Here is a 17,515-nt window from a genome sequence, read left to right as displayed (position 1 = left end):
GAAGGAGTAAAGATGAAAAAAAAAGATCCGATAGGAGTTTTTGATAGTGGAGTAGGGGGATTATCTGTTCTAAGAGAATTATTAAAAGTATTTCCTAATGAAAATTTTAAGTATATAGGAGATACTCTTAGAATGCCTTATGGAGTGAGAAGCCCAGAAGATGTTAAAGATTCCACTTTTGAATGCTTGAAATTTTTAGGAAAAAATGACGTTAAAGCAGCAGTAATAGCTTGCAATACAGCAACTTGTTATGGACTCAAAAATGCTAAAAAAAATTTAGATTTTCCAGTGATAGGAGTAGTAGAACCAGCTTGTAGGTATGCCACATTGGTTACCAAAAATAATAAAGTTGCTTTAATTGCTACAGAAGGAACAGTAAAATCCAATGTTTATGATGAAACTATTAAAGAATTTAATAAAGACATAGAATTGAAGAGCATAGGTGCCCCGCAATTAGTTTTGGATGTTGAAAATGGAAACTTAAATAATGAAATTGTAGAAAGAACTATATCAAATTATTTAAATGGATTAGAAGATTTTGATTATGATACATTAATATTAGGATGCACACATTTTCCACTTGCTAGAGGAGCTTTCAAGAAGGTCTTAAAAGAGATGAATAAAAGTGTTGAATTAATAGATCCAGCTAAAAGAACAGCAATTGACTTAAAAGAAATATTAGACCAAAAGGATTTATTAAATGAAGAAGAAAGGCCTAGAATTGACTTTTATTCAACTAAAGATATTGACAAATTCAAATCAGTTGTTCAAACTGTTATAGTTAATAAAATTGATAAAACATTTAATGAGGTAAAGTTAAAATAAAAGGAGCTCTTCATGGTATTTTATAAACATAAACGTATATACAAAGTTCAGTAGTCTAGACTGGTTATGTGAAGAGTTTTGTGTATCAGCTCCGCCTGATAGGTTGTGAGCTGATATTTTTTTGTTTTTTTTTAATATACTTTTATTACTAAATTCTGATAGTTCAGATATTTGTAACCTAATTTTGGTACAATTAAACTAGAAGGTCAAAATTTTTCTAAAAATCTTCCTTTTTGCTAATTGTATATCTTCAAATTTTTTATTATGCTAATGGCAAAATTTAGATTCTGCATTCAAAAAATATTTATAGTTGTGATAATATTTGATCTCATCCTCTTATTCTACTTATCTATTTACTTGAAGCATCTACCATCGCTAGATACAAGCTTTTTTGTAGTGCGTAGTCGTTTGGAAATATTGTTTTGTTTTTAGTTACTTTTCTAAGCTGTATATTAAAATTTTCTATGGTAGTTGTTGTATATATTAGTTTTCTTATTCCTTCTGGGTATTTAAAATACGTTGATAATTCAGTCCAGTTGTTTCTCCATGAATTTACGCACGTTGGGTATTTTTTGCCCCATTTTTCTTCAAATATATCTAGATTATTTGGTATTAGTTTTTCTGTTGATGCTTTGTATACTGTTTTTTAAGTTTTTCATTAGTTCTTTTGTATCTCTATATTATATGAACTTTTTGGTTTTCTATGTTTGATATGTCTCTTTGATATTTTTCAATGCTTGTGGTTCAAAGGATCTTCTCTATATCATGAAATGTTTAGGTCTATGTTTCCGTATGATGATTTAACTGTTTTCTTACTTGATCCATTTCTTGTGTTTAATGATAGTAGTTTTTCACCATATTCATAATCTGGATATTCATCTAACTCTGCTTTTAATATTTATTCCATTGTGTCGCCTAGAAGGTCTTCCAAAGCTTTTTATAGGTTCTCAACTGTTTCTGGATGATATTTTTAAGTTAATATCTTGGATATTTTGTTTAATTTGGTTTCTGGTCTTTTTCTTGGCATTTTAAAATCCTCCTGCTTATTATTATACTATCAGGAGGATTATTCATATACAAACTATTCCACAATCCTAGATAATAATATGGCTACTATATTTGTGCTTTTTAATCTGATAGGTTTACTTGATATTTTTCTTTGCAAATAGATTCTTTAAATTCGTCTATACATAATACTTATAGAAGGTCTAGACTTTTCATTGGTTCTAGTAATATATGTTGAAGTATATTTTTTATCCCAACAGTTATTATAGAATCTTTATAAAATTCACTTGTGTTATTTAGTTTCTACTAGTTTTTTGTTTTTTAATATTGTAGTGGTTATGAGGTTTAAAATGATCTTTTTAAGAGTTTTATGCATTAAGTTTTGTTACTATCTGAAATTAAAATAATTAAAAAAAATATGAAAAAAATATAAATAATGAAAATGTAAACAATTAGTTAAAAATAAATTGATGGCTTGAACTTAATAAAAGTATTTGGTATAATTATTGTTGTAAGAAATGGTTATCATGATTATACATAAAGGAGAGTGTTAAAAATGACAGATACTTTAAATCCATTGGTAGCAGCTCAACAAAAAGTTAAGGCTGCATGTGACAAACTAGGTTGTGACCCAGCAGTTTATGAAATTTTAAAAGAACCTGAAAGAGTTATTGAAATTTCTATTCCAGTAAAAATGGATGATGGTTCAGTTAAGTCTTTTAAAGCTTGGAGATCAGCTCACTCAACAGCAGTTGGGCCTTCAAAAGGTGGATGTAGATTCCATCCAAATGTAAACCTTGACGAAGTTAAGGCTCTTTCGCTTTGGATGACATTCAAAGGTGGAGCACTAGGTCTTCCATATGGTGGAGGAAAAGGTGGTATTTGTGTAGACCCATCTGAATTATCCGATAGAGAATTAGAACAACTTTCAAGAGGATATGTAAGAGGTATTTATAAGTATCTTGGAGAAAGAATTGATATTCCAGCACCAGATGTTAATACTAATGGTCAAATTATGTCTTGGTTTATTGACGAATACATCAAATTAAATGGAGATAGACAAGACATAGGAACTTTCACAGGTAAACCAGTTGGACTTGGCGGATCTGAAGGAAGAAACGAAGCAACAGGCTTTGGTGTTGCAGTAGTAACTAGAGAAGCTGCAAAACGTGAAGGAATTGACTTTGCAACAGCAAAAATTGCAGTTCAAGGTTTTGGTAATGTTGGATCTTTCACAGTTAAGAATATTGAAAGACAAGGCGGAAAAGTTTATGCATTAGCTGAATGGGATAAAAAAGAAGGAAACTATGCTCTATATTCTGAAAAAGGATTAGATTTCAAAGAACTTCTTGCTTATAAGAATGAACACAAAACTCTTATTGGATTCCCAGGAGCAGAAAAAATTTCTGAAGAAGATTTTTGGACAGGCGAATGGGATATCTTAATTCCAGCAGCTCTTGAAAATGTAATCACAGGTGACGTTGCTAAAAAACTTAATGTTAAATTAGTTTGTGAAGCAGCAAATGGTCCTACTACTCCAGAAGGAGATAAAGCTCTTATGGAAAGAGGAATTCCTCTAACTCCAGATATCTTAACTAACTCTGGTGGAGTTCTAGTTTCTTATTACGAATGGGTTCAAAATCAATACGGAATGTACTGGACAGAAGCAGATGTAGAAGAAAAACAAGAAGCAGATATGATGAAAGCTATCGAAGGTGTATTTGGAATTTGTGACGAATACGATGTAGTTCCTAGAGAAGGAGTTTACATGTACGCTATTCAATCAATTGACAAAGCAATGAAACTTAGAGGATGGTATTAATCTGTTCTGTAAATAAATTTTACAAAAAATGAAGATAAAAGTCGCAGCTTGTAGTTGCGGCTTTTTATTTATTTTAGAAAAATTTAATGTATGTTACAAAAATAGTTTAAAAATATTTTAGTTTAAACATTAATATAGTAATAATAAATATATTGAGTTTATGATTTTATCAAAGATAAAATACACATATTGAAAGATATTTAAAAGATAAGTTTTTTGAAGAATTTATAACTATATGAAAAAGCTGCATTTCTGCAGCTTAATCTTTATATCTTTAAAGTTTTATTTTAAAATTCCAAATTCATAGCCTCTATCTTTAAAATATTTTATTACATCTCTTAGAGAATCGGCAGTTAGCTGTTTGTTTTTAGCATCGTGTGCTAGAACAACGGCAATTTTTGTATTTTTATTTTGGTTTAAACTTTTGTCGAGGTAGTTTACAAATCCTTCAACTGTAGTTGGTCTAACAGACTTTCTTTCTGCATCGCCGACTAAACAGTTCCAGTCAATCCAGTGAATTCCATTAGATTCTATTAATGAATTGGAAGCAATTGTATTATTCCAAGACATTTCTCCGCCAGGGTATCTAAATACACTGGAATGAAAGTTATCGCCCAAAATATTTTTTAGTCTGCCATTGGTTTTTTCTATTTCTTCATAAACTCTTGTGCCATTTACAGTTCTATTTGGATATAAATAGTCGTAATCATGACTAAAGGAATGAGTTGCAATAGCATTTCCATTAGATAAAATTTCACGTACTCGTTGAGAAGTTTTGTCGCCAATAGATTTTCCAACTAAAAAGAAAGTAGCACGAACATCTTCTTCTTTTAATATATCCAAAATTTGTGGAGTAATTACATTATTTGGACCATCGTCAAAAGTTAAGAATACAATTTTTTTATCACCTTTATAATTATTTTTCTTTATATATTCTCTAATTTCCTTAGCATCGTAAGCATATTTATCGACTTTTTGAAGGTGATTTGATCCTTTTACTATAAATTCTTTTCGAATATCTCTAAAAGGTTCTAGAGCTTGGTTAGAGATATAGTCGCTGTCGTAAAAATATTTTTTCGGTCTATCTGGCCAGATTTCATTTGTATAATACCACATAATAGATGGTGAAATTTCTTTTGCAGGTTTTTTAGAAGAAAGAATTTTTGAAAAAGTAAAAATTATGACAATTGCCAGAAGAGAAAGGGAAATAATTTGTCTAATTCTCTTTCTTCTTCTTGCCTTTTGTCTTCTAATTCTTTTTCTTCTATCGTAGTTTGAATCGTTCATAGTACCTCCCTATGATAATATACATCACAGGAATCTAAGTTGCAATTACAAAAGAATTACAATTTATTTATAGAATCATAGATAATATATAAAACATCTTCAAGATTTGGCTGAGAGTCTGGATCAACATCACAATTTAAAAATCCAAAGCCCTTTGCCACAATATAATATTTTTCGTAATCTTTTAATTCTCCTTTATTTTTAAATAAGTCTTCTTTAAAAATATCTTTGGCTTCTGTAAATTTTTCTAAATCATTATTTATCACAAGGCCCTTTATCACGTCTTTTTGTAAAATATTTTTATTTTTTAAATTTTCTATATCAATGCCAAATCTAGATTTATAATAAATATCTTTTCCCAAGTCTTCCCCTATGAGAGAATAAAATTCTTCATAAGTTACTTTGTCAGATAGATTTTTTCCAATTAATCCAATGCCCATTTCTTTTAAAGAATTTAGAGCTTCTTTATTTTTTGCATTGTCAAAATCTTGGTAATTAATTTGTTCTTTAAAATTAACTATTTCTCCAAAGGAATCTCTCAAAATTCTATCTTTTCCAATGATGGGCTCTATTTTTTTTACGGTTCCATATAAGAGTTTTGGACCTTTGTCAGAAATTTCATATTTTAAGCCAAAATTTTTGGAATTTAAATATATTTGATTTGCCTCTTCTTTTGTTAGATTAATTTCTTCTACCTTTTTAAAGTCATGTTCAGATGAAGTTCTATCATAAGTAGTTACTATTTTTTCATCATCTACAAAAATCCTAGCGCCTTCATCAATTACAGGAATTTTATTTACATATCTAGGGAAAAAGACATTTGTGCCCATTTGAGATTTTTCAACTATAATTTTTTCTAAATTTAATTCGCTCTTGTCGCCATACTTTTCAAGGAAGTTTTTTGCAATTTTTATTGCATCTTTTTCTTTAACATTGTTATTATATTCTTTTTTGTCAGACCAAGTGTCAAGGTTTATTAAATTTAGATTCTCTGCATTTAAAACAATTTGTCCTCCATTTTTTTCTTTTTCAAGATTCATTCTGTAATAATAATCTTTTTTGTCAGAGTAGAGAGAAATATTTGATATTTCGAAATCTTCTCCTACAATCTCAATTGCTTTTTTCTTTGCTGCATTTTTAGATTTAATATTTTTAAGTCCATCAATTTTTTTAATTTCAGTTTTAGTTAAATCACTGGAATCTTTTGCTTCTTCTACTCCTCCATAAGGCATAAAGTTTAAATCTGTTTTTTCTTTTACAATATCTCCTGTTTTTGCGTCAATGTCTGCTACTTTTGTGTGGTAAACTTTTTCTACGCTGTCATCTTTCTCATTAATTTTATAGGAAAGAACAAGGGGAGATTTTTCCAAAAATATTTTTTTAGCTTCATCTAAACTTATTTTATTGTCTTTTTTAAAATCAGAATTTTTTAGAAAAGAGTATGCATTAGAATTTGCTCCCAAAGAATAGATATCACTAACTTCTCCAAAGCGAGAGTCAATATTTACAGTCATAAAGGTATCAGCAAGAGGAACTCCATTTATAACTCTTTGATAAGTAATATTTATGTCATTACTTCCTTTAAAAACTTCATAGTCACAGAAAGTATATTTTTTGTCAAAATCTTTTATTAATTTTTGCAAAAGTTCTTCAGTCATTTTTTGTGCTTCAACCTTAGAAAGAGTCTTTGTACTTTTTTCTGGTTCATTTTTCCATTTTGAGTAAGAAATAAATTCACCGTCACTATTAAATGAAACGTCAATTCCACCTAGATTTTCATCGCTCCATTTATACATTTCAATGTATTTGTCCTTTACAAGTTTGTTTAAATAATCACTTCCAGTGTCGCCATCAACAGGTTCCTTTAAAATTGTGAAATTTTCATAGTTTTCTGTAATATTAAATATTTCTTTTATCTTTTTTACTTTTTCTTTTTCCTTTGCAGTAATTTCAACTGAAATTGCTTCATCAGGCATCGCATTGCTATTTTTATTTAGTTCACTTGCATATACAGGTGATAGAAGTAATAAAACTGATGTAGCAACAATTAAGTTTTTATTTTTCATAATTTCTCCTCGCATATAAAATATGTAAAAAAAGAAGAGGCCAACTGCCTCTTCAAAGTATTAAGCTTCTGCTTCTTCCTTATCATCTTTATTGAGAGCAGCTACTATAATATTAGGATCTATACCATGAACCATAGCAGCTTCTTCAAGAGTTTCCATTTGAGAAGAAGGGCACATTATACATCCCATTCCAAAACTCATAAGAGTGCCAATGGATTCGGGTTTCTTAGAAAGAATTTCTCCGATTAACATATCTTTTTTTATTTCCACTTTAACACCTCCTGTTGACATTATACCCAAAATTATTCGTAATTAAAAGATGAGTATTTAATAAAATTATCTTCTTTTTTTGAACCTAAACTAATTTCAAATTCTTTTGTAGAATCAAAACCCTTTGAAGTTAAAGTTTTTGCAACTTCAAATTCGCCAGAGTATGGGAAAGTTTCAGACTTATCACCTTGAGTAATTTCTATATAAGGTTTATAAGAAAATTTTCCGCTGTACTTAGTTGATTTTGGAATAATTTCTACAATATTTTCTGATTTCACATAAGTGGCCTCAGAAGTAATTTGCCCCTCATTTTGAGTGGCAAGGATGTTGTTTTTAACATTTGAGAAAAATTTATTTATATCTAATTTAGGATTTTTAATTATATCCAGATTGCTTTCATCGTAACTAGTTTTATAATCGACTATTTTGATTTCAACTTGATTGTTTACAAGAGATTTCCCATCTATAGCCTTTGAATCAATTAGAACATTATTATTTTTCTCGTCAAAAGTAACGTCAAACCCAATAGTTTTTCCAAGTTCACGAAGATTAAAGTAATTGTAGCCATCAATAGTGTAGACACTAAAGGAATGTCTAACTCCATTTACAAAAACATTGTGACTAGATTTTTTTATTTCAGAATCAGTGTCTTTAAGTGGAATTAAATCTTTTTCACCTTTTTTGTAATCAGATTTGCTATTAATCATGACAGCAGATCTATTTTCATCATAATTCACACTAAACTCGGCATCTTTGCCATCTAAAAGAGCGGCAACATCACGAAGCTTAAAATAATTGTTGTCCTTTATGTTGTAGCCCTTTATGCCAGTATCTTTACCATCTAGAACAATACTTTGACTAGAAACTTTTGCACTTGCAAAAACATTTACACTTGAAAATAAGATTAGAGAAGTAACAGCAACGCCAATAAATTTTTTCATAATATAACCTCCTATGACTATTGTATTTTAAAACATAGTTCTCGACAAGAGAAAAAGTTTCACATATAATTTTAATAGGTGATTAAATGGAAAATTTACTTATGGGATTTAATATAGTTTCTCCAGTTTTTTTAGTACTTTTGCTGGGATATTTTGCAAAACAAAGAGGACATATAGATGATAATTTTGTAGATAAGGGAACTTGGATAGTGTTTTACTTGGCGCTGCCCTTTAAATTATTTTACGATATAAAAAATGCTAGAATAGAATCTCTTCATCCTAAGTATGTTTTATACATACTTTTGGGAGTAATATTTGTAATTTTTTTATCGTTAATAATAGGAAAAGTAATAGGAATAAAAGACAAGAGAAAACTTTCTGCGTTTGTGCACTGTGCTTATAGATCAAACTTTGTCTATGTTGGTTTTCCTATACTTGATATATTGTATAATGGCGCACCATCAATGGAACATATGATAGTTATAGTTTCCTTTGGTCTAACTCTTTACAATATCTCTGCAATAATACTTTTGACATATTATAGCGAATCAGAAGAAAAAAGAATATCTTTCTTAGATATAATTGTAAAAATTATAAAAAATCCAATGATTATTGGAGTTGTTTTTGGAGCATTATTTAATTTTCTTCACATACCAGTTTATTCTGGCGTTGATAAGGCAATTGAAATGGTTTCAAAAATTTCAACTCCAATGTCTTTAATACTTATAGGAGCAAGTTTAAATTTTGAAAGTTCAAAGAGTGATTTTAAATTGATGTTCTTATCAGCATTTATAAAAACTGTTCTTGCACCATTAATTTTAATTCCAACAGGAAAGTGGCTTGGATTTACAAATATGGAGTTGGGAATAGCTTACGTTTTTTGGGCAACTCCTTGTGCAGCAAACTGTTTTATTTTTACAAGGCAAATGAATTCAGATTATGAATTTGCTTCAAAGATAATAACTCTTAGTTTTATAATGAGTATAGTTACTTATCCTGTTGGGATATCTCTTATGAATTATTTTAATTTGTTGCACTAAAAAATTATAAGTGCTATAATCACATTACAACTAAAAAAAAGAATACCTTATTGAGAGTGGTGGAGTGAATGGGCACTTTGAAACCCAGCAACCTAGTTGGTGCTAAATCCCACAGATTTTTTTATCTGAAAGATGAGGTTTAAGGGTCCTCGCTTTTTTTGTGAGGATTTTTTTATGAATTAAAAATGTTATTGCGTGAATTTTAAATTTTTACAATCTTATAAAAATCATAAAAGTTTAAAATCACAAATAAAAATATAAAAAGTAAAATAAATTCATAAAATTAAATCTAAGGGGTATTATAAAAAATGGAGGAATGAAAAAAATGAAAAAATGGCAATTTAGTTCAGAGTCCGTAACAGAAGGACATCCTGACAAAGTTTGCGATCAGATATCAGATGCCATATTAGATAAAATTTTGGCAGAAGATAAAAACGCAAGAGTAGCTTGTGAAACTATGGCTTCCACAGGCATGATAGTTATAACTGGAGAAATTTCAACAGACACTTATGTAGATTTTGAAAAAACTGCAAGAGAAGTTCTAGATGAAATTGGATATAATAGAGCAAAATATGGTTTTGATGGAAAGACTTGTGCTGTACTATCAGCAATAAAAGAACAATCATCTGATATTGCAATGGGAGTGGACAGATTCAAAGAAGAAGGCATAGATGAACTAGACTCTTTTGGAGCAGGCGATCAAGGTATTATGTTTGGATTTGCTTGTAATGAAACAGAAGAACTTATGCCACTTCCAATTTCACTTGCACATAAACTTGCAATAAGACTTACAGAAGTTAGAAAAGATGGAACGTTGGATTATTTAAGGCCAGATGGAAAGACACAAGTTACTGTTGAATATGAAGAAGACAAACCTGTTAGACTTAAAAATGTAATTGTATCATCACAACATTCAAAAGAAGTTCCAATGGAACAAATAAGAGAAGATATTATAAGAGAAGTTGTGGAAAAAGTTGTTCCAAAGGAATTAATAGATGATAAGACAGAATTCTTTATTAATCCAACTGGCAGATTTGTAATTGGTGGACCAATGGCAGATGCAGGATTAACAGGAAGAAAAATAATTGTAGACACTTATGGTGGATTTGGAAGACATGGCGGTGGAGCTTTTTCTGGTAAAGATCCAACAAAAGTAGATAGATCTGGAGCATATTATGCAAGATATATTGCAAAAAATATTGTAGCAGCAGGTTTAGCAGACAAGGTTGAAATTGGACTTGCTTATGCAATTGGAATAGCAAGACCAACTTCAGTATATGTAGAAACTTTTGGTACAGGTAAACTATCAGATGAAGAAATTGAAAAAATAATTATGGAAAATTTCGATATGAGGCCAGCTGCAATTATACGTGAGCTAGATTTATTAAGACCAATTTATAGACAAACAGCAGCTTATGGTCACTTTGGAAGAACAGATATTGACTTACCATGGGAAAAGACAGATAGGGTAGAAACTCTTAAAAAATATTTAAAATAAATTTATAGTGAATTAAAAGAGCAAAATCGGGTAGAAAATAATTAGCCGAGAAAAAACACTATCTTAATATGTTATAATATATTGAGAAAGTTTTGAGAAATAGAAGAGAAGAGGATGATTATGAGGAAAAGTTTTAATTATTTTAGAGCAAACCCATGTGGTAATATAACTGGATTTGTTGTTGCACCAGTTTATCCAGGATATAGAAAAGCTTACACTGACTGTATAATAAATCAAATTGATAAAGAAGTTGAACAAGTTGGTTTTATATCTCCAGCTTATGAAGGGGCACCACTTAGAATGGATATGATGGGTGGCGAATTTTGTGCAAATGCGACAAGAGCCTATGGACTTTATTCAGCAAGTTTTTATGACACAGATGGTCCTGTTGATATAGAAGTTTATGTAAGCGGAAAAGAAGGAACAACAGATGTAATAGCAGATGTAAAGAATAAAAAAGCTTATGTGGCGATGGAAGAACCTCTAGATAAAAAAACAGTTAAGGTAAAAGATAAGGAATATAAACTTATAGAATTACCAGGCATAAGTCATCTAATTGTAGAAGAAAAGGAAGACGAAGAATTTGTAGAAGAAGCTCTAAAGATTCTAAAAGAAAATTATAAATCTGAAGCCTATGCAGTTATCTTTTTAAATAGAGAAAAATTAGAAATTGTTCCCTATGTATTTGTTGAAGAAACTCAAACACTTTTCAGAGAAGGATCTTGTGGATCAGGGACAGCAGCTGTTGTTAATTTCTTAGAAGAGGATATAAAATCACTTGATGAAGATTACAAAATATCAATAAAGAATCCAGCTGGTGAACTAGAAGTTTTTGTCTATGAATTTGAAGATGGAAAAAAATTATGTGTCGGCGGAGAAATTGAACTATCCGATGTAGAAAAGAAATCAATTGACATTCCACAAGACGTAGTAGAAAAAGTCGTAGCAGAACATGACAAAATCGTTGCAGAAAGAAAAGAAAATGAATCAGAAGAAAAAGACGAGAACGACTTGACAGATGAAGAATTAAAGGTAATGAGAGAAAAATTTGGATTTGATTGATTAAAATATAAAAAAGGGAGGGAAACCTCTCTTTTTTTGTACTCAAAAATAAAAAAATCTACTGACCAAAATCAGTAGATAATTAATTATTATGGAGGCGACAACCGGATTTGAACCGGTGATAAGGGTGTTGCAGACCCGTGCCTTACCACTTGGCTATGTCGCCATAACAACATTAGTATAGCAAAAAATAATAAAAATTACAAGTAAATTTTACAACAATTTTATTTATGTAAAATTTCTAAAATAATAAATTTATTGCAAAAACTCTTTGAATACTGTCTTTACTAAGTTATTATTAGATTAAGATAAGAAATAAAAATTTGGAGGTTCAAATGAAATTATTAATTTTAGTTGACAACAACAATGCAATTGCAAAGGATGGAGAGCAAATTTTATTTGTAAAAAATGATCTTCATATGTTTAAGAATTACACTACTGGAAATATTATCGTAATGGGAAGAACTACTTTTGATTCTATTGGAAAGAAACTTCCAAATAGGATTTCTGTCGTTTTTACTCATTCTGATAGAGAAGATGAAGAAGACTTGTATTATGTTGATTCCATAGAAAAATTAAATAATATTACAAATAGATATAAAGACAAAGAAGTTTTTGTAATTGGCGGAGCTGAAATTGTAAAACTTTTGTGGGATGAAATTGATGAACTTATAGTTACAAGAGTTGACACTGTTGTAGAAGGTGCAGACAAATTTATTCCTAGTTTTGACGATTTTAAACTTATAGATAAGTTTGAAATAGAAGATCCAAATTATAAAGTTTTTCATGAAATTTGGAAGAGGAAGAAATGAAAATTTTAGTTGTTGAAGATGAAGAAAGGCTTTTGGAGTCCATAAGAGAGGGCTTGGTCCACTCTGGCTATGTTGTTGACACAGCCCTTGACGGCGAAGAAGGGTCCTTTATGGCCTTTACCAATGATTACGACCTCATTATTTTAGATATAAATTTGCCTAAAAAGGATGGGTTTGAAATTCTAAAGGAAATAAGAGGGGAAAACAGTGAAGTCAATGTAATTATGCTAACTGCTCTTTCTGATGTGGATGACAGAGTGCGTGGGTTTGACCTTGGTGCAAATGATTATATTATAAAACCCTTCCATTTTGAAGAACTAAAAGCTAGAATCAGATCACTTTTAAGGCGAAAGACAACAATAGAAAATTCCATTATTGAAAAAGAGGGGATTAAATTTGATACTACAAAAAGAATTTTTTATATAAATGATGAGGGATTAAAACTTACTGCAAAGGAAGCGGGGATTTTAGAATATTTATTTTTTAATATTGGAAGGTATGTAACAACAGAAGAGCTACTTGAACATATTTGGAATGACGATGTGGATTTATTTTCTAATGTAGTTAGAGTTCACATGTCTGCACTTAGAAAGAAATTAAAATCAAAACTTGGTAAAAATATTATTGTAAATGAAATTGGAAAGGGTTATATGATTAAATGAAAAAGTTTAAAAATTTTGAAAAAACTATTGTCTTTAAGCTTTTATTTTCTGTAATTTTAATTTTTGTGATTATGACAGCAACATCTAATTTTATTATTGGAAAATATCAAGAGAAGAGAATTCTTGACCTTGGTGAAGATATTATAGAAGAAGAAAAGGTTCATAAAAGTGGAGAAGATCTTTTTATTGTAATTGAAGATGCGAAGCTAAATTCAACAAAAGAGATAAAAAATTTTTCTAAAATTGTAATTGTATCTACAATTTTAATAGGCTCTCTAATTTATTACAGAGTAATTTTAAAAATCATAAGCCCTTTAAATGAATTAAAGGAAAAAGTTATTGAGATTGACATGGACAATTTAAAAGATAGAGAAGAGATTTGTATGAAAGGTGAATCACAGGAAATTGAAGAACTGTCCCTTGCCTTTGAGAAGTCTTTTGACACGATTTATTCTAGTTATTTGAGGGAGAAGTCCATGGCATCTTCTATTGCTCATGAGTTAAATACGCCTGTTGCCGTTATGAAGTCATCTCTTGAAATTTACTTAATGAAAAATAAAGTTAAAGATGAGGATTTGCGTGAACTTTTAGATAATTTCGAAGAAAATACTGATAAAATATCTAGTATAATTGAAACTATTTTATTTTTAAACAGAAGAGAAAATGTGAATTTTAGTGAATTTGATTTAAAGGATTTAATTGATGAGGTTATTTTAGATTTAGAGGACTTGGCAGATGAAAAAAATATAAAAATTATTTCAAATGTGGAAAGTGAGATTATCTATTCCGGTGATATTTTGCTGGAAAGAGTGCTATTTAATGTCGCAAAAAATGGAATAATTTATAATGTTTCTGGCGGAAGTCTTTCCTTTAACTTTAAAGAAAATGAGGAAGATTATTTTATTGAAGTAGTTGACACAGGAATTGGCATAAGTGATGAGGACAAGGAAAAGATTTTTGATTTATTTTACAGAGTAGATGAGTCGAGAAATAAAAAAAGTGGAGGCTATGGCATAGGGCTAAATCTTGTGAAAAATATTATGGAAAAATTAAAGGGAGATGTAAAAGTTTATGACAATAAAAATGCAAACAATGAAAAAATTGGAACTATTGTAGAAATAATTTTGCCCAAAATAAAAGATATTTATTGAGGCTTTTTTCGAAATTTATACATAGTCATTTTTGACATACAAAAAGAGATTCCATGTTGAATCTCTTTTTAAAGTGGCATTTTATGTATTATTTACTACTCCATAAATCCAGAACCATTGCAAATTTTATAGACCTTTAGATCAGAATTCATAGATCTATAATAAGTAAATTTAATTTCATTCATCCCAACGAAATGTAAATTGTCTTTATAATAATTAAATCCATCCTTTGTATAGAATACACCCCAAGGTACAGTTTTTTCTTGGTAGAAATTATAATCTTTTACGACATTATATAGTCCCATTCTAAGAGGAACCTCGTCATTAATATTCTCTTTAATAGAACTTGCTGAAATTTGACAAGGTAAAATTAATAGAGTCATTACTAAAAGTATAAATAAATTTTTTTTATTCATTATTATCAACTCCCATTAATAAATTTTTCTGAATTTAATGGGAATAATCTATAAAAGGGATGAGATCTTATGCTTTTTATATTAATTGGTCCAAAAGCCCTTGAGTCCATTGACCCATTTGGAGTCCGGTTATCTCCTAATACAAATAATTCATTATCTTTCAATACAAATTTATTTGTATTTGAAAGTGTGTAGGGTTTTTCATCAAAGTATTTTTCATCTAATTCTTTACCATCAATATAAATGGTACCATCATAAAATTCTACCACTTCTCCTGGAAGTCCAATAATTCTTTTTATTAAAAGCTTATTTTCATTAACTGATTTAAAAACAATAATATCTCCTCTTTTAAAGTCACCTTTAAATCTGTAAAGTGAACTAGAAAGAATTATATCATTGGGCTTTAATGTAGGATACATTGATGTTTGCTGAACTTTAACGGTATTAAATAAAAAAGTTTTAATGAAAAGAGCAATTAATATTGCAATTATTATAAATTTTAAGTCCGATAAATGTTTTTTCATAATAACTACTACATAAAACACCTATTTTTATAATACTCATTATTTAGTTTTTTATCAACAAAAGTTTCGTGATATAATGTTTTTGGTGAAATTATGATAATTTTAAGAAATATAAAGATTCCCTATGATAAAGACGAAAGTTTTTTGAGGGAAAAAATTGAAAGAGAAATAAATAAAAAGAATTTTAAATATAAAATTTATAAAAAGTCTATTGATGCAAGGAGAGGAATATTTTTTGTATATCAAGTTCTTGTGGATCTAGATTTAAAGGATATTGACAAAAAAATTGTAAAAAAACTTAGAAATAATATTGCAGAATTTCAGGAAGAAAAACTTGAAATTAAAAACAAAAATAATATAAAAACTGCAGTGATAGTTGGGACTGGACCTGCAGGTCTTTTTGCTGCCTATGCACTTTCAAAAAGTGGCGTAGAAGTTACTTTAATTGAGAGAGGTAAGCCAGTTGATGAGAGAGTAAAAGACATTGAAATTCTTCATAAAATTGGAAAGCTTGATGAGAATTCTAATGTGCAGTTTGGAGAAGGTGGTGCTGGGACTTTCTCTGATGGAAAGCTTACATCTAGATCGAAGGATAAAAGAGTTTCGCACATATTTGATATTTTTGTGAAAAATGGTGCACCAGAAGATATTTTATACGAACAAAAGCCTCATATTGGTACAGATATTTTGTGCGATGTTATAAAAAATATGAGAATTGAAATTGAAAAATGTGGTGCAATTTATAAATTTAGCGAAAAGTTAATTGATTTTAAAATAACAGATGGAAATCTAGATAAAATTATAACTGATAAAGGGGAATATCAAGCTGACGTTTATATTTTGGCAATTGGCAATTCTGCGAGAGATACTTTTGTTATGCTCGATAAATATAATTTAGTGGAGCAAAAATCCTTTGCAGTTGGCTTTAGAATTGAGCATAAGAGAAAAAATATTGAACTTTCACAGTATGGAATGATTTCAGAAAAACTTCCATCTGCAACTTATCAGCTAAACGTCACAGATAAAGATGAAGAGCATTCAGTGTATACTTTTTGTATGTGTCCTGGTGGTTATGTTATTAACTCGTCTTCAATGGAAGGAAAATTATGTATCAATGGCATGAGCTATCACGACAGGAGTGGAGAAAATTCAAACTCTGCTATTGTAGCAACAGTGGACTCGAAAATTTTTGGCGAGGGAAATTTAGCTGGAATGAATTTTCAAAATGAAATTGAAAAAAGAGCTTATGAACTTGGATGTGGGAAAGCACCAGTGCAAAGAGTTAAGGACTTTTTGGAAAATAGAGTGACAGAAAAACTTGGAGAAGTAAATCCAACTTTTAAACCAGATTATACTTTTAAAAACTTAAATGATATTTATCCAGATAGCATAAATCACGCTATAAAAAATGCACTAAATGTAATGGACAAAAGAGTTAATGGTTTTTGTGATGATGATGCAATATTAACAGGAGTAGAAACGAGGACATCTTCTCCAATTAGAATTGTGAGAAAAGATTATAGAAGTGAAAGAATTAAAAATTTATATCCCATTGGAGAAGGGGCAGGTTATTCTGGTGGAATAAATTCTTCTGCTCTAGACGGACTTAAATGTGCAATAGAAATTTTGGAAGGAGATAAAAAATGTTAAATATAGTATTTTATGAACCAGAGATTCCCTTTAATACTGGGGCAATCGCAAGAACTTGTGGACTTACTCATACAAGACTTCATTTAATTAAACCACTTGGATTTAAGGTTGATGACAAACATTTAAAGAGGGCAGGACTAGATTATTGGCACTTAGTGGATATAAATTATTATGATTCCTATGATGAACTTTTAGAAAAATATCCAGATAGCAATTTTTATCTTGCAAGTACGAAGGCAAAGAAAAAATATTCTGATGTAAAGTACAAAGATGGTGATTTTATTATTTTTGGGCCAGAAACTAGAGGATTGCCAGAAGACTTAATTTTTTCGAATTATAAAAATGCAATAAGAATCCCCATGCTAAAAGATTATGGAAGAAGTTTAAACTTGTCAAATTCAGCAAATATTATACTTTTTGAAGCTTTAAGACAACTTGATTTTTTAGATTTGGAATAAATTTTTATATTTATAGAGTTTTTGAT

General features: G+C 29.4%; 16 protein-coding genes, 1 tRNA gene, 1 pseudogene and 1 riboswitch. Of the genes and pseudogenes, 10 read left to right on the top strand and 8 right to left on the bottom strand.

The window, feature by feature from the left end:
- The first annotated feature begins 12 nt into the window (after window positions 1–12).
- Window positions 13–825, top strand: a complete 813-nt coding sequence (murI, locus tag BQ5450_RS04450) for a glutamate racemase (protein WP_071126105.1) — start codon at window positions 13–15, stop codon at window positions 823–825.
- A gap of 349 nt (window positions 826–1,174) precedes the next feature.
- Here the strand turns inward: murI and BQ5450_RS08970 are convergent.
- Window positions 1,175–1,459 (bottom strand): annotated as a pseudogene (locus BQ5450_RS08970) (transposase); the annotation flags it as partial.
- 927 nt (window positions 1,460–2,386) lie between these two features.
- Here BQ5450_RS08970 and BQ5450_RS04445 point away from each other — a divergent pair.
- Window positions 2,387–3,652, top strand: a complete 1,266-nt coding sequence (locus BQ5450_RS04445) for a Glu/Leu/Phe/Val family dehydrogenase (RefSeq protein ID WP_071126104.1) — start codon at window positions 2,387–2,389, stop codon at window positions 3,650–3,652.
- Between the two features lie 282 nt (window positions 3,653–3,934).
- Here BQ5450_RS04445 and BQ5450_RS04440 read toward each other — a convergent pair whose 3' ends face one another.
- The 4 genes from BQ5450_RS04440 to BQ5450_RS04425 are packed head-to-tail and all read right to left on the bottom strand — an operon-like array spanning window position 3,935 to window position 8,216.
- The gene (locus tag BQ5450_RS04440; RefSeq protein WP_071126103.1) at window positions 3,935–4,939 is read right to left on the bottom strand and encodes a polysaccharide deacetylase family protein; all 1,005 of its coding nucleotides are present in this window, start codon (window positions 4,937–4,939) and stop codon (window positions 3,935–3,937) included.
- Between the two features lie 56 nt (window positions 4,940–4,995).
- A complete protein-coding gene (locus BQ5450_RS04435) occupies window positions 4,996–7,005 on the bottom strand; it encodes a YcdB/YcdC domain-containing protein (protein ID WP_071126102.1) in 2,010 nt (669 codons plus the stop codon).
- Between the two features lie 60 nt (window positions 7,006–7,065).
- Window positions 7,066–7,275, bottom strand: coding sequence for a DUF1858 domain-containing protein (locus BQ5450_RS04430; protein WP_010242653.1), 210 nt, complete (start codon window positions 7,273–7,275; stop codon window positions 7,066–7,068).
- Window positions 7,276–7,307: 32 nt separating this feature from the next.
- Window positions 7,308–8,216, bottom strand: coding sequence for a hypothetical protein (locus BQ5450_RS04425; RefSeq protein WP_071126101.1), 909 nt, complete (start codon window positions 8,214–8,216; stop codon window positions 7,308–7,310).
- Window positions 8,217–8,302: 86 nt separating this feature from the next.
- On the opposite strand from BQ5450_RS04425, the gene BQ5450_RS04420 reads away from it, so the two are divergent.
- From BQ5450_RS04420 to BQ5450_RS04410, 3 genes are all read left to right on the top strand, one after another.
- The gene (locus tag BQ5450_RS04420; RefSeq protein WP_010242648.1) at window positions 8,303–9,256 is read left to right on the top strand and encodes an AEC family transporter; all 954 of its coding nucleotides are present in this window, start codon (window positions 8,303–8,305) and stop codon (window positions 9,254–9,256) included.
- Between the two features lie 44 nt (window positions 9,257–9,300).
- Window positions 9,301–9,395: riboswitch (SAM riboswitch) on the top strand.
- 186 nt (window positions 9,396–9,581) lie between these two features.
- Window positions 9,582–10,754, top strand: coding sequence for a methionine adenosyltransferase (gene metK / locus BQ5450_RS04415; protein WP_010242646.1), 1,173 nt, complete (start codon window positions 9,582–9,584; stop codon window positions 10,752–10,754).
- Window positions 10,755–10,874: 120 nt separating this feature from the next.
- A complete protein-coding gene (locus tag BQ5450_RS04410) occupies window positions 10,875–11,816 on the top strand; it encodes a histidine racemase CntK family protein (RefSeq protein WP_010242644.1) in 942 nt (313 codons plus the stop codon).
- Window positions 11,817–11,908: 92 nt separating this feature from the next.
- On the opposite strand, the gene BQ5450_RS04405 is transcribed toward BQ5450_RS04410, so the two are convergent.
- Window positions 11,909–11,982: transfer RNA gene (locus BQ5450_RS04405), tRNA-Cys, on the bottom strand.
- Window positions 11,983–12,151: 169 nt separating this feature from the next.
- Here BQ5450_RS04405 and BQ5450_RS04400 point away from each other — a divergent pair.
- From BQ5450_RS04400 to BQ5450_RS04390, 3 genes are read left to right on the top strand one after another with little or no spacing between them, the layout of a single operon-like run.
- A complete protein-coding gene (locus BQ5450_RS04400) occupies window positions 12,152–12,628 on the top strand; it encodes a dihydrofolate reductase (protein ID WP_071126100.1) in 477 nt (158 codons plus the stop codon).
- On the top strand, window positions 12,625–13,290 hold the full coding sequence (locus BQ5450_RS04395; RefSeq protein WP_071126099.1) for a response regulator transcription factor: 666 nt from the start codon (window positions 12,625–12,627) through the stop codon (window positions 13,288–13,290). Before BQ5450_RS04400 ends, BQ5450_RS04395 begins: the two co-directional genes overlap by 4 nt.
- A complete protein-coding gene (locus BQ5450_RS04390) occupies window positions 13,287–14,441 on the top strand; it encodes a sensor histidine kinase (protein ID WP_071126098.1) in 1,155 nt (384 codons plus the stop codon). Before BQ5450_RS04395 ends, BQ5450_RS04390 begins: the two co-directional genes overlap by 4 nt.
- 95 nt (window positions 14,442–14,536) lie before the next feature.
- On the opposite strand, the gene BQ5450_RS04385 is transcribed toward BQ5450_RS04390, so the two are convergent.
- On the bottom strand, window positions 14,537–14,857 hold the full coding sequence (locus BQ5450_RS04385; protein ID WP_010242636.1) for a hypothetical protein: 321 nt from the start codon (window positions 14,855–14,857) through the stop codon (window positions 14,537–14,539).
- A 5-nt stretch (window positions 14,858–14,862) separates the two neighbouring features.
- Window positions 14,863–15,381, bottom strand: coding sequence for a signal peptidase I (gene lepB / locus BQ5450_RS04380; protein WP_071126097.1), 519 nt, complete (start codon window positions 15,379–15,381; stop codon window positions 14,863–14,865).
- 93 nt (window positions 15,382–15,474) lie between these two features.
- On the opposite strand from lepB, the gene BQ5450_RS04375 reads away from it, so the two are divergent.
- Both BQ5450_RS04375 and BQ5450_RS04370 read left to right on the top strand, forming a co-directional pair.
- A complete protein-coding gene (locus BQ5450_RS04375; protein ID WP_071126096.1) occupies window positions 15,475–17,031 on the top strand; it encodes an NAD(P)/FAD-dependent oxidoreductase in 1,557 nt (518 codons plus the stop codon).
- Window positions 17,025–17,489, top strand: a complete 465-nt coding sequence (locus tag BQ5450_RS04370; RefSeq protein WP_071126095.1) for a tRNA (cytidine(34)-2'-O)-methyltransferase — start codon at window positions 17,025–17,027, stop codon at window positions 17,487–17,489. Before BQ5450_RS04375 ends, BQ5450_RS04370 begins: the two co-directional genes overlap by 7 nt.
- Window positions 17,490–17,515 lie beyond the last annotated feature (26 nt).

Source organism: Peptoniphilus lacydonensis, assembly GCF_900106515.1.
In the GTDB taxonomy this organism is placed as follows: domain Bacteria; phylum Bacillota; class Clostridia; order Tissierellales; family Peptoniphilaceae; genus Peptoniphilus_A; species Peptoniphilus_A lacydonensis.
Note: the sequence above shows the minus strand (reverse complement) of the source record. Positions and strands in the feature narration are given on the sequence as shown.